The sequence below is a fragment of the Bacillus sp. D48C genome (assembly GCF_053345735.1).
Map to the genome: position 1 here is coordinate 44,558 of NZ_JBKFAQ010000011.1, position 13,759 is coordinate 58,316.

11 protein-coding genes are annotated in these 13,759 nt (G+C 34.9%); 6 read left to right on the forward strand and 5 right to left on the reverse strand.

From position 1 onward, the window contains the following. Positions 1–87: 87 nt before the first annotated feature. From ACLBXA_RS22595 to ACLBXA_RS22615, 5 genes are all read left to right on the forward strand, one after another. Positions 88–2,070 carry a methyl-accepting chemotaxis protein gene (locus ACLBXA_RS22595; protein WP_001169182.1) on the forward strand — a complete coding sequence of 661 codons (1,983 nt, stop codon included), beginning with the start codon at positions 88–90 and terminating at the stop codon, positions 2,068–2,070. A gap of 78 nt (positions 2,071–2,148) precedes the next feature. Beyond that, the gene (locus ACLBXA_RS22600) at positions 2,149–3,753 is read left to right on the forward strand and encodes a sensor histidine kinase (RefSeq protein ID WP_000746398.1); all 1,605 of its coding nucleotides are present in this window, start codon (positions 2,149–2,151) and stop codon (positions 3,751–3,753) included. After that, entirely contained in the window at positions 3,750–4,457 is a 708-nt protein-coding gene (locus ACLBXA_RS22605; protein WP_000598691.1) for a response regulator, read from the forward strand. Before ACLBXA_RS22600 ends, ACLBXA_RS22605 begins: the two co-directional genes overlap by 4 nt. Before the next feature lie 122 nt (positions 4,458–4,579). Then, positions 4,580–5,926 (forward strand): 2-hydroxycarboxylate transporter family protein, encoded by a 1,347-nt coding sequence (locus ACLBXA_RS22610; RefSeq protein WP_000512725.1) that lies wholly within the window; start codon positions 4,580–4,582, stop codon positions 5,924–5,926. A 59-nt stretch (positions 5,927–5,985) separates the two neighbouring features. Next, a complete protein-coding gene (locus tag ACLBXA_RS22615) occupies positions 5,986–7,185 on the forward strand; it encodes an NAD(P)-dependent malic enzyme (protein WP_000880775.1) in 1,200 nt (399 codons plus the stop codon). Positions 7,186–7,478: 293 nt separating this feature from the next. Here ACLBXA_RS22615 and ACLBXA_RS22620 read toward each other — a convergent pair whose 3' ends face one another. After that, positions 7,479–8,003 (reverse strand): DUF4871 domain-containing protein, encoded by a 525-nt coding sequence (locus tag ACLBXA_RS22620; RefSeq protein ID WP_000719685.1) that lies wholly within the window; start codon positions 8,001–8,003, stop codon positions 7,479–7,481. A gap of 195 nt (positions 8,004–8,198) precedes the next feature. Then, positions 8,199–9,125 carry a DMT family transporter gene (locus ACLBXA_RS22625; protein ID WP_001059061.1) on the reverse strand — a complete coding sequence of 309 codons (927 nt, stop codon included), beginning with the start codon at positions 9,123–9,125 and terminating at the stop codon, positions 8,199–8,201. 120 nt (positions 9,126–9,245) lie between these two features. Between ACLBXA_RS22625 and pdxR the strand changes: the two genes are divergently transcribed. Then, positions 9,246–10,646 (forward strand): MocR-like pyridoxine biosynthesis transcription factor PdxR, encoded by a 1,401-nt coding sequence (pdxR, locus tag ACLBXA_RS22630; protein WP_000891922.1) that lies wholly within the window; start codon positions 9,246–9,248, stop codon positions 10,644–10,646. Positions 10,647–10,678: 32 nt separating this feature from the next. Here pdxR and ACLBXA_RS22635 read toward each other — a convergent pair whose 3' ends face one another. The 3 genes from ACLBXA_RS22635 to ACLBXA_RS22645 form a co-directional block, all read right to left on the reverse strand. Next, positions 10,679–11,191: a GNAT family N-acetyltransferase gene (locus ACLBXA_RS22635; RefSeq protein ID WP_000351212.1), complete on the reverse strand. Its 513-nt coding sequence runs from the start codon at positions 11,189–11,191 to the stop codon at positions 10,679–10,681. 145 nt (positions 11,192–11,336) lie between these two features. Next, complete coding sequence (locus ACLBXA_RS22640) at positions 11,337–12,791, reverse strand: HAMP domain-containing sensor histidine kinase (RefSeq protein WP_000041024.1); 1,455 nt, start codon at positions 12,789–12,791, stop codon at positions 11,337–11,339. A gap of 65 nt (positions 12,792–12,856) precedes the next feature. Then, the gene (locus ACLBXA_RS22645) at positions 12,857–13,528 is read right to left on the reverse strand and encodes a response regulator transcription factor (protein ID WP_000238957.1); all 672 of its coding nucleotides are present in this window, start codon (positions 13,526–13,528) and stop codon (positions 12,857–12,859) included. Between the last annotated feature and the right edge of the window lie 231 nt (positions 13,529–13,759).

A 13,759-nucleotide genomic window follows, 5' to 3' on the forward strand; every position in this document is an offset into this window, starting at 1 on the left:
ATTTACATGTTATCATTATATATTGTTTTATGTATGTTAATTGTATAAAATGACACAAGTATCCACATTACATAAAGGAGGCTTATTATGCAAAAAATATTTAACTGGGTTAAATGTATGAGTATCAAGAAAAAATTAATCATTTCATTTTTTATTATTTTAACTATACCAGGAATTATTATCGGTGGTGTTTCATATCAAACTGCCAAAACAAATTTTGAACATCAAATGACAGATAAAGCAAAGGAGAATATTTCAGTTTTAAATACTGTTATTTCTCAAAATATAGAAGAGAAATTTGTTGATGCGACGTATTTTGCAGACATCTTAACAGAGGATACATATCCAAATGGACAAGAAGAGATAGTGAGAACGAAGTTAGCACAATATATAAAGCTTCATCCAGAAGTAGAAGGTATTTATATTGGAACGCAGACGGGAAAGTTTATAAGAGAACCATTTATCCAAATGGCTGATGGGTATAATCCAACAGATAGATCTTGGTATAAAGAAGCACATGAAAATAAAGGGAAAGTAATTGTTACTGCACCATATCAATCAGCATCTACAAAAAATATGGTAGTGACCATTGCGAAAGAAGTAAAAGATGGTAAAGGTGTTATAGGAATTAACTTAAATTTAGATAACATCTTAAAAATTTCCAAAATGATTAACATTGGTGAAAAAGGTTATGCAGTTATTTTAGATCAAAATAAGCAAATTGTTAGTCATCCATCTAGAAAACCAGGTGCGAAAGTTACTGATCCTTGGGTTAAACCAATTTATGAAGATAAACAAGGAAATGTGTCTTATACAGAACAAGATGATAAAAAGAATTTAATCTTTGCAACAAATGAAAAAACCGGCTGGAAAGTAGTTGGAGTTATGTTCGATGAAGAAATTACCCAAGCTGCCAGTCCAGTGTTTTATAAGACTTTAATTGTTATTGCTATCGCTATTGCATTTGGTAGTGTATTAATTTATTTCATTACAAGGTCTATTACAGGGCCATTACGAAAAATAGCTGAATCAGCATATAAAATTAGTAAGGGAGATTTAACAGAGAAAATTACAATCCATTCTAAGGATGACATAGGGAAATTAGGGACTTCATTTAATGAAATGTCTACGTCTTTACAAGATGTTATTACCCAAATTAGCTTTTCAGCAGAACATGTCGCGGCATCGGCTGAGGAGTTAACAGCGAGCGTACAGCAAGCAAATGATGCGACAGATCAAATTACAATTGCAATGGAACAAGTATCAGGTGGGGCTGAATCACAAAGTCAAGGTGTTGAAGAAGGTGCGGCTACATTACAACAAGTAAATACAGCAATTCAAGATGTAACCGGAAGCGCAGAGTCAATTTCTATTTCCTCATTACATGCGAGAGAAAGAGCTGAAGAGGGAGAAGATTTAGTTGAACAAACTGCAAAACAAATGCAGTCTATTTCTAGGTCGGTATCCGAGTCAGATGCTATTATTAAACTTCTTGATGAGAAATCAAAGCAAGTAGGAGCTATTTCTGAAGCAATTCAAAACATAGCTACTCAAACGAACTTATTAGCTTTAAATGCGGCTATTGAAGCAGCAAGAGCAGGTGAACAGGGTCGAGGATTTGCTATTGTAGCAGATGAGGTTAGAAAATTAGCAGAGCAATCAGGAGAGTCATCTGGAGAGATTGCAAATTTAATTGCAGAAATTAAGGCGGATATTGAACATACTGTTAAGGCAATGGATAATGTGAATGGAGAAGTTCAACAAGGCCTTGATGTTGTAACAAAAACGAAAGTAAGTTTTACGGAAATTTTAAGTTCTACTACACATATTGTTTCTCAAGTTAATCAAATGGTAGAAACAACGAAGAGAATTGCTGGAGATGCAAATGAAGTGACAAATGCTATTGATGAAATTGCAGCGGCTGCAGAAGAAAATACAGCTAGTATGCAAAGTGTTGCGGCTTCAACAGAAGAACAGGTTAATTCAATGGAGGAAATTAGTTCAGCTTCGCAAAACTTAGCTGGGATGGCCGAAGAACTACAAGCGATGACTAGTAAATTTAAAGTATAATAACAGCAGATAAGTAAGGTGAAAATAATATCACCTTACTTATTTTTCTATTCAGCAATTAGGGGAGTCATTAACGGGATGAAAAAAAGAAAAAGACTATGGAATTTGTGGAAAACGATTACATTGTTAGTTTGTACAGTTGTAATTTTTTCTTTACTTGTGACAGATATATTAATTAGTCATAATGTAGAACGGGCGACGGAGGATAGCCAAGCAGAGAAAGCAAAAACAATTGCACACATTGTGGCGAATGATTCAATTGTAATCAATGGCTTGGTTGGGAAAGCGGATACTCCTGCAATCCAAACGTATACAAATAGGATATTAAAAAACACAGGTGTTCAATTTATTGTAGTTATGGACATGGATGGAATAAGAAAATCTCATCCAGATCCTCAAAAAATAGGTCGTCATTTCATTGGTGGGGACGAAGGGCCTGCATTGAAAGGAAAAGAACATGTATCGTTAGCAGAAGGAACTTTAGGTATTTCCATGCGAGTGTTTGTACCAATATTTTCTGAAACAGGTGAACAACTTGGAGCAGTGGCCGTTGGTATTTCAGCAGATAATGTAAAAGAGAGAGTTAAGGAAAGTAGACATATCATTTATATTGGTGTCGGAGTTGGAGTATTAGTCGGAATTATAGGAGCAATATTGCTAGCTAGACATATCAAGAAAAGTTTATTCGGTCTTGAGCCGCACAGGATAGCAAAAATTCTTGAAGAAAGAAATACGATGCTACAATCTGTAAAGGAGGGGATCATTGCTGTAGATAAAGAGGCTAGAGTAACGTTAATTAATAATGAAGCAAAACGTCTATTTAAAAAAAGTGGACTTGAAGAAAATTTTATCGGTAAAGATGTTGAGTTGTATATGCCAAATTCACGTATAAAAGAAGTATTGCAAACGGGAGAAGTACAATTAAACGAAGAACAAAATATTTATGGAATTACGATTGTGACGAATCGAGTTCCTTTATATGTAAAAGGAGAAATAGTGGGTGCAATTGCAACATTTCGTGATAAAACAGAGATTAGAAAACTAGCAGAGGAACTAACTGGTATTAGACTATATGCAGAAGCATTACGGGCACAATCTCATGAGTTTATGAATAAGATGCATGTCGTATTAGGGCTTACACATATGAAACAGTATGAAGAATTACAGAAGTATATAAGCGGTATGGTATCAGAGCATCAATATGAAATTGGTGGAGTTATGAAAAGAATAAAAAGTCCAGTATTTGCTGGTTTTTTACTAGGTAAGCTCAGCTATGCTAGAGAGAAAAATATAAAATTAATTATAAGTGAAGATTCTTATATGCCGGAAATAGATGATGAAAGTATTACTCATGAACTTATTACGATTGTCGGAAATTTAATTGATAATGCATTAGAAGCAGTGACGAATTGTGAAAAGAAGCAAGTTGAAATTGAGATACAACATGGGGATATATTAACTATTACAGTACAAGATACGGGAAAAGGTATACAAGAAAAAGAAATAGAGGAATTATTTACGAAAGGTTATTCCACAAAGGGAGATAACCGGGGTTATGGTTTGTATCTTGTAAAAGAAAGTATACAGCGAATAAATGGGGAAATTCATATGCATTCATTAGTAGGAAAGGGAACAACGATAACAATTGAAATACCTAAAGGTAGGGATGAGAGGCAAATATGATTAAAGTTTTAATTGTAGAAGATGACCCGATGGTAGCAATGTTAAATACGCACTATTTAGAGCAAGTAGGAGGGTTTGAACTTGTTCAAGCAGTTAACTCAGTAAAGTCGGCGATAGAAGTATTAGAGACATCACGAGTGGATTTAGTATTACTTGATATTTTTATGCCTGAAGAGACTGGGTTTGAGCTTTTAATGTATATCCGGAACCAAGAAAAAGAAATCGATATAATGATGATTTCAGCTGTACATGATATGGGGAGTATTAAAAAAGCATTACAATATGGAGTTGTAGATTATTTAATTAAACCATTTACATTTGAACGATTTAAAGAGGCATTAACTATATATCGAGAAAAATTTACTTTCATGAAAGAACAACAAAAAATTAGTCAATCGGAATTAGATTCGTTAATTTTACAAAAAGAAAAAAGAGAGCCTACTGTCACTAAAGAGCTTCCGAAAGGGTTAACGAAGCAAACGTTGCAATTAATTTGGCAGAAGATCGAGTCGCTGAATGGAAGAGTGTTTACAACAGATGAAATGGCACAATTAGTTGGAATTTCAAGAGTTTCTATTCGAAAATATGTAATGTTTTTGACTGACATTGGGGTGTTAGAAAACGAAATGATGTACCAACATGTGGGAAGACCTGTAAGTAAATTAAGATGTGTTGATCAAAAGAAAATAGAGTTTTACGTATAAGCGACTTAGTATAAGTCGCTTATACTTTTTTTAATTACAAAATCAATTACAAAACTTACAAAAACTATTTTTACTATTGAAAGCGTTTTAATATTGTTATTAAGAAAACGAGGGGGTGCCATATGGGAATTCAAAAGAATGTGGAAGCGGTATCATTTTCTGAAGGAAATGAAGTACAAAGAGAATCTTTCGCTTCTAAAATTATGAATGTAAAAATCGGTGTTATACCTTTACCGTTATATGTAGTATTGGCTGCTATTATTTATGGGGCATCTGTATATAATAAATTGCCAGCAGATATGATTGGTGGATTTGCAGTTATTATGATCATGGGGATTTTCTTAGGCGATATTGGGATGAGAATTCCAATTTTAAAAAATATCGGCGGTCCAGCAATACTTTCGTTATTTATTCCATCATTACTTGTATTTTTTAACTGGATGAATCCAGCTTCAATGGAAGCTGCGACAATGTTAATGAAAAAATCGAACTTTTTATATCTATATATTTCTTGTTTAGTAGTCGGAAGTATTTTAGGAATGAACCGTAAAGTGTTAGTACAAGGTTTCGTTCGTATGTTTATTCCTTTAGTAGTAGGGACGTTAGCTTCTGTAGCAGTAGGATTATTGGTCGGTTCACTATTTGGATTTGAAATGAAGCAGACATTCTTCTTTATCATCGTACCAATTGTGAGTGGTGGTATCGGGGAAGGAATTTTACCATTGTCGCTAGCTTATAGTGACATTTTAAATGAATCATCAGCAACATTTGTATCGCAGCTTATTCCAGCAGCTATTATTGGAAATATGTTCGCAATCGTGAGTGCAGGGTATATGAAGCGTTTAGGTGAGAAGAAACCAGAGCTTAGTGGTAACGGTGTATTAGTGAAAACAGACAATCAAGCAGAATTATTAAAAGAACAAAATACAGAGAAGCCAATTGACTTCTCATTAATGGGAGCAGGTTTATTAATTGCGTGCACGTTCTTCATCTTCGGAGGATTTGCTTCTAAGTTCATCGGTATTCCTGGGGCAATCATTATGATTTTCTCAGCAGCACTTGTGAAATACTTTAAATTAATGCCAGCGAAAATGGAGCAAGGAGCATTCCATTTATATAAATTTATTTCAAAAAATTTAACTTGGCCTTTAATGGTTGGATTAGGATTGCTATATATTCCGTTAAAAGACGTAGCAGCAGTTCTTTCAGTAGGATATGTTGTTGTGTGTGCATCGGTTGTTCTTACAATGGTAGCATCAGGTTTTCTTGTAGGGAAAGTGATGAAAATGTATCCAGTTGAATCAGCGATTGTAACTGGATGTCATAGCGGTTTAGGTGGAACTGGAGATGTCGCTATTTTATCGGCTTCAAATCGTATGGAATTAATGCCGTTCGCGCAAATTTCTACTCGTTTAGGCGGGGCAGCAATGGTTGTAACAGCGACAATATTATTAAAGATGTTTTCATGATTAAACAAGCTAGCTATATTCATATAGCTAGCTTGTCAAATTAAGGGGAGATTATAAGTATGTTAGCAAATCAAATTAATGAAAGATCATTGTTATTGCATAAAGAGTTAGTAGGGAAAATTGAAATTACAAGTAAAGTGGAGGTAAATTCAGCGGATGATTTAAGCCTGACGTATACACCAGGTGTAGCTGAGTCTTGTAAAGCAATTGCGGCAGATGAAGAAACGGTGTATGACTATACAGCACGTGGTAATATGGTGGCGGTTGTCTCAGATGGAACAGCGGTACTTGGTTTAGGAAACATTGGACCAAAAGCGGCTATGCCTGTTATGGAAGGAAAAAGTATTTTGTTTAAGAAGTTTGCGAATGTAGATGCTTTCCCATTATGTTTAGGCACAACGGATGTAGATGAAATCGTTACCCTTGTAAAAAATTTAGAGCCTACATTTGCAGGGATTAATTTAGAAGATATTGCAGCACCACGTTGTTTTGAAATTGAAAAACGATTAAAAGAAGAAACGAATATTCCTATATTCCATGATGATCAACATGGAACAGCTATTGTCGTTTTAGCAGCTGTTATTAATGCATTAAAAGTTGTTAGCAAACAAATGGATAATGTAAAAATCGTTATTAACGGTGCGGGTTCGGCAGGAATTGCAATTGGAAAATTATTATTAAAGGCTGGTGCAAAGTACATTACATTAGTTAGCTTAGAAGGTATTGTTTGTGAAGGTGAAACATGGATGAACGAAGCGCAAATTGAAGTTTCAAAAAAGACAAATCGTGAACATGTGCGTGGAACGTTAAAAGAAGCGATTCACCAAGCTGATATTTTTATTGGCGTATCTGCTCCTAACGTATTAACGAAAGAACTTGTACAGACGATGAATGAGAAAGCAATTGTGTTTGCAATGGCGAATCCAATTCCAGAAATCTTCCCTGAGGATGCATTAGAGGCTGGGGCAGCTGTAGTAGGAACTGGGCGCTCGGATTATGCGAATCAAGTAAATAATGTATTGGCGTTTCCCGGAATATTCCGCGGTGCGTTAGATGTGCGCGCGACTGATATTACAGAAGAGATGAAATTAGCGGCAGCATATGGGATCGCTAACATCATTACGGACGAAGAACGTAATGCGAATTATGTAATCCCGAATCCATTAGATAAAAGAGTTGTTCCAAGTGTTGCAGAAGCAGTAGCGAAAGCAGCTATTGATTCAGGCGTGGCGCAAATTACGAAAATAACAAGTTATTAATAGCTAAAAGCAGTGCCTAAAAAGGCACTGCTTTTTTGAGATAAGAAATCAAAATAATGAAGAAGTGTAGAATTATTTATGTTTCTTCACTATTTATTTAATTCCATTGCAACTTGTTTACCATTTACTAAAACCTCAGTTACTGCTACGATCACTTCTATCATTTTTTTCATCTCTCATCTCTCCTCGTTTCATTTCTTACTTTAAGTATAAGAGAAGAGAGATAATTCAACTATCGAAGTACATGACGTAGAAATTACATTGTTGTAAGAAAGTGGTTTATTTTTGTCACTTTACTCAGCGGTGATTACAAACTGATCATAATATTTTTCATTCACATATATATTTAATAACCATAATCCAGATGAAGGTAGTGACATAGCGAGAGGGAGTTCGCTTGTAGTAGAATCGATTGTATTTGAAGTAGTCCAAGTTTGTTTGGAAGTTTCTTTTTGAAAGAGTACTGGTGTTGGAGTTACAGATCCTTGTTTTAGCGCAATAATAGACAATTTTCCAGTTGGTATTTCAGAATCTAGAAAGTACCACATTATTTCATTTTGTTCATTTGCGATAATAGGACTATCAGCCATTGCGATTTTTTTTTCGATGCCTTTTAAAGGTATTTTTCCGTCTATGAATGAGGGTGCTTCTTCCCAATTTACATCTTTTAAAACACTAAGGTGAAAGAAGGAAGGTGCGTTCACTTGAGTGGATGATGTTGTGACAGCTTCTGTTTTAGGTACTTTTGAATCAGGTTGTGCTTGTGTGCATCCAGTGATGAGGAAGGAGAGAAGTAGCATAGTTCCGATTTTTTTCATGGTGCCACACTCCTAGTTTTTATTGTTAGTGTAATTGTATTTGCTAGAAGGCGGGACAATTCCTTTAAATTATAAAAAGAGGTCGTAAGTTTTGTACGACCTCTTTTGACATTTTTTATCCCGTAAAAGCCCGATTGGTGTAGGTTAATAATCTGTGGGGGGGATGAACAAACCCACACTGATTAAAGTTTCACCTTATATTTGTTCCGTTGTATAGGTTGGTTCGGTTTCTTTTTGAGGCATCGTCAAAAAAATAACGGACAGAACGATACATACGCCGCCTAATAATTGATATGTTCCAAAAGATTCATTTAGCCAAGTGATTGAAACGATGGCAGCTACAAGGGGTTCAATGCTAGATAAAATGCTTGTTTCTGTTGCGGCTAAATATTTCAGACTACCGATATAAAGAAGGAAAGAAAGAGTGCCGCTTATAATGATAAGAATAAGCATAGAAAAAGTTTTTGGTGTAAAGGTTTGTGAAAGCTGACTCCATCCAAACGAACTATTACAAATAAGCAGGGCGATGCCGCCGATTAACATCCCCCAGCCAATTACTATGGTTGTTCCGCATGCTTTAATAAGCGAAGCTGGATGGAGGGTATAAAATGCAAATCCGATTGCTGTTAATAGTCCAAAAATAATAGCTTCTTTAGATAAAACAACATTTTCAATTGAGCCATTTGTAATAATGAAGTATGTCCCTGTTAGCGCAGTTATAATTGCGAATAGTTGCATAGAAGCAGGGAATTTTCTTTGTTCAAATGCAACATACATGGTAATAAGAACAGGACCTAGAAATTGAAATAGCGTTGCTGTGACCGCGTTACTAATATGAACCGTTTCGATAAAGGCGTATTGTGCACCGAGCATGCCGAGAATAGAGAAAATAATAAGTTGTATAGAATATCTAGGGTGTTTCCAAATTTGAAATATGTTTTGTTTCTTTGTAAGTAAGAAAGACAAAATAAATATTCCTGCAAGCAACAAGCGAATTGTTAAAAAATCAATTGAGGATACATTAGTATGCTGAAATAGCCACTGAATCATTGGACCAGATAATCCCCATAATGTAGCCCCTGTAATAATCATAATAAGTCCGATACGTCTACCATTGTTCATTATCATGTTTCTCCTCTCCGGTATTTGATTTTTTATGTGTGACATGATAAAAGGAATTATATATAACTTCTGGTACTGTAAAAAGTATCAGATTTTAGTTTTATTAAGGGGTCAGATATTATGTTAGAATTAACGCCTAATTTAAATGTGAATAGTAAAAAGGCATTATATGTGCAATTGTATGAGTATATAAAAAAAGAAATTAAAGATGGATCGATTGTACCTTTTACGAAATTACCAGCTAAGCGAAAGTTAGCGATACATTTACAAGTAAGTAAAAATACAGTAGAGGCAGCGTACGAACAATTACTTGCAGAAGGTTATATTGAGTCGATATCGAGAAAAGGTTATTTTGTATGCAAGATTGAGCAAATGGTTCATGTAGAGGATTGCGGAGAGAGAATAGAAGAAGTACCGTTTCAGGAGAAGAGTTATAAATTTGACTTTACACAAACAGGAATTGATACAAATGCTTTTCCATTCAATATGTATCGGAAAATTGTAAATGAAGTATGGCAGCCGCATAATAACGAACTTCTCTTTCTAGGACACCCTCAAGGGGAAGCGAGCTTAAGAGAAGAGATTACGAATTATTTGTATGAATCTAGAGGTGTGCGTTGTTCAGCTAGTCAAATTGTATTAGGAGCGGGAACACAAATATTAGTGAAACTATTGTTTCAATTGTTAAAGGGAAGCAATTATGCAGTTGAAAACCCAGGGTATCATAGGAAGATGGTTGTTTTTGAACAGGGAGAAGCAAGAGTCCAAATGTTATCTTTAGATAGAGATGGAATTTGTATTGCAGATTTAGAAAATAGCAATGCGAATGTTGTATTTGTTACACCTTCCCATCAGTTTCCATATGGAATGATTATGCCTATTACGAGAAGGATGCAGCTCTTACAATGGGCAAAGAAAGAAGAGGGCAGGTATATGATTGAAGATGATTATGATAGTGAATTTCGCTATTCTGGAAAGCCTATACCGGCGCTACAAGGGTTAGATACAGAGGGGAAAGTTATTTATATGGGGACGCTATCTAAAGCATTATTGCCATCGCTACGGATGAGCTATATGGTGTTGCCGAAGAAATTAATTAAAAAGTATCAACAGCAATATTTATTTTATACACAAAGTGTTTCAAGAATGGACCAAGAAGTGATTAGAAGATTTTTAAATGAAGGCTATTGGGAAAAACATATTCATAAAATGCGTGTCGTCTACCGAAAGAAGAGAGATCGACTTGTTTTTGAAATAGAGAAGTATTTCTCTAATCGTGTTGAAGTGATAGGAGAAGATTCGGGATTACACATTTTATTAAAAGTGCATAACGGAATGCGGGAAGAAGAATTAATTCAAGAAGCTGCGAAACATAGTATCAAAATATATCCTGTGTCTACGTACTATAAAGACGGTACGGCGCCTGAGAGTGTAGTTTTACTTGGGTTTGCGATATTATCAGAGGAAGAAATTGCGAAAGCGATTCAATTATTACACACGGCATGGTTTACCAGAAAGTAAAAAACATCCTCCAAACATGAGGATGTTTTTTATTATTTATTTTCATCTAAGAATAAGACCATATGCTCTTCGTCCCAATATTGTCCGTTATATTTTAATGAACGTTCTTGTACACCGAATGTTTTAAAACCTAATGATTCATAAAGTTTTTTCGCTCCATCGTTGCCAACAACAACATCAAGCATAACTTGTTCTACTTCTAAAGATTTAGCAAGCTCAAGACATTCTTTAATAAGTGCTTTTCCTGCTCCAAGTCCACGTGCTTTTGGAGATACATATACAGAACCGATTTTAGCTTTATGTTCTTGTTTTACATATGGTTTCGTTTCCAGTGTTGCAACCCCGATTAATTTTCCATCTTTAAATGCACCTAGCGTATAGTTTTCATCTTGTGCTAATTTTTGTGCTTTATATTCAATCGCACACTCTTTATTAATAATATCTTCATAAGAAGAGCTGAATGCTTCAGGGTTTTGCTTTAATCCTTCTACGCGAAGTTCTAAGTAAATTTCTGCTTCGTCTTTTGTTAATACATGGATATCCAATTATATCACCCTCCAAATCTTTGCAAATGTACCTTTATTTTATATTGAAATAAGAATAATTTCAAAAGCTTAGCTTATATGAGCTGTTTTTATGAACAAAATAACACCAGTAGTGTTTACTACTACTGGTGTTTTCACACGCATATTATTCAAAAGGTAGCTCGATTATAAAGTTTGTTCCCGCTCCTAATTGGCTTGTTACTAGAATAGAACCGTTATGCAATTCTACAATTTCCTTTGCAACAGCTAGCCCGATACCTTTTCCGCCTGTAGCTCGTGTTCTAGATTTATCGACACGATAAAAGCGGTCAAAAATATGCGGGATATCTTCTTCAGGAATACCTTCACCTTCATCTTGTACACTTATTGTAAAAGAATCTGTTTCCATGAGTACACGTATCGTAATAGATGTGTTTTCTGGCGAATGTTGATAAGCGTTGTGTAATAAATTTAACATAACTTGTTCCATACGTCTTTCGTCTATACAAACTTCTAAATCATCTTTGCAATATACATGAAGTTGCATTTGCTTATTCGTTAATGTTGTTTTTGTTTTTTCAACCATTCGTTCTAAAAATGGCTGAAGAAGCACTTTTTGTTTTTTTATAACAAATTGGTGTTGTTCTAATTGTACAAGCATAAATAAATCTTGGACGAGATCGGTTACACTATCCGTTTCATCCTCAATGATTTGTAAGTATTCTTCTCGCTCCTCTTTTGTTAAAGAGTCTCTCTTTGCTACCTTTGCATAACCCTTCATATAGGTCAATGGAGTTAATAGTTCATGAGCGACACTAGCGAGAAATTCATTGCGCTCTTTTTTCATATACGTAAGTTCACTCGATAAATCTTCAATTGTTTTTGCTAAACTTCCGAGTTCATCATTCCGTTTAATACCTAATTGAATTGGTTTATTTAATTTTGACATTTTTTCTGTCGCTCTCTTCATTTTTACAAGTGGTTCTGTAATAACGCGTGAAAAAACAAAGACAGAAATTGTTGTTAAAATAATTGTTAAAACGCTAATGATAAGAAATTGGTTCATGAGTTTAAGTAACATATTTTCTAGGAAAGATGTTTTTAATAGCATATATAGCTTTCCTTGAAACTTTGTTGTGTTAAGTGGGCTTACTGTTGTGATGAACTTTGATTTTTTCCAGTTTCTTTCAACGACCAATCCGCCGTCTGGGACAGTTTCTGTTTTACAAGTAAGTTGTTTTTGCATATCTTTTGTTACGGGTTCTGAGGTGGAAATAATTTTGCCGTTATGGTCAGTAATAATGATAGCTATATCGGAGTTAGAAATTGATTCCGATTCAACTAAGTGTGCAGCCTCATTCGTAATATCGAACTCAGGATACACAGGACGTTTAGGATTTTTATTATGTTCAGCGTGTTTCATTTCTTTATAATATTCATCCCGTCTCTCGCGGCTTTTAATTTTTTTACTATAGCGATTACCTTTCTCTAAAAGAGCATCTGTTTCCTCTACAATACGCATTTTTGAAAGGCTTTTATAAAAAGATACGAAAGCAATTGTTTCAATACATAAAGCTAATATTAAAAAGTATGTCCCAATTTTAAGGGAAAGTTTACTCATTTTTTCACCATACCTTATTCATAATAAAGAGTCAGTGGTATACGATTTCCCACTGACCGAAGTAATTATTCACTTTTCCATTTATATCCGACTTTATAGACCGTTTCTAGGTAATCTTCAATTGGAAATCCTTTTTTGCGTAGTTTATCACGGATATTACGAATGTGTGAATCAATTGTTCTATATTCGATATCTGTTTCATAGCCCCAAATTTTTTCGATTAAATCATCTCGGCTATAAGCACGGTTTGTATTTTGCAAAAATAATCCGAGTAACGAAAATTCGATAGGAGTTAATGAGATTTTTTCATCATAAACTGTGACAGTATGTTTCGTTTTATCCCACTCAATACCATTGAAACTAACAAAGCCATCTTTCTTTGTACGGCGTAATATAGCCTCGATTCGTGCGACTAATACATGCTCATCAAATGGTTTTGTAATATAATCATCTGCGCCCATCGTGAGGCCTTTCACCATATCGTAGTTTTGGTTGCGAGCTGTTAACATAATGATAGGAACGTTGGAAATTTGACGAATTTGATAGCAAGTATCCCATCCATCCATACTTGGCATCATAACATCTAATAAAATAATATCGAATTCTTTTTGTTCGATTAATTTTAGTGCTTCAAGGCCAGAGGTAGCTTTCATACAAAAATAGCCGCGAGGGCTTAAGAACAGATCTAATAATCGTAACATACGTTCTTCATCGTCTACTAATAAAATTTTTACCATAATCTTGTGCACCCCAAACTGTTCATTCTACTTGTATAGTTTACATGAAAATAGTCAACTACCCCCACTGAAATGAATCGTTTCAGTGGGGGCTTGAGTTTGAACGCTAGGTCTTTTCGTCCATCGCTAGACAGTTTGACGCTCTAGCATTCATGCCACCTTATGGTAACACCCCAAGTATGTTTTTGGTTGGTACTGGCAACGAATGATTGTTTTCCCACTTGCACCACC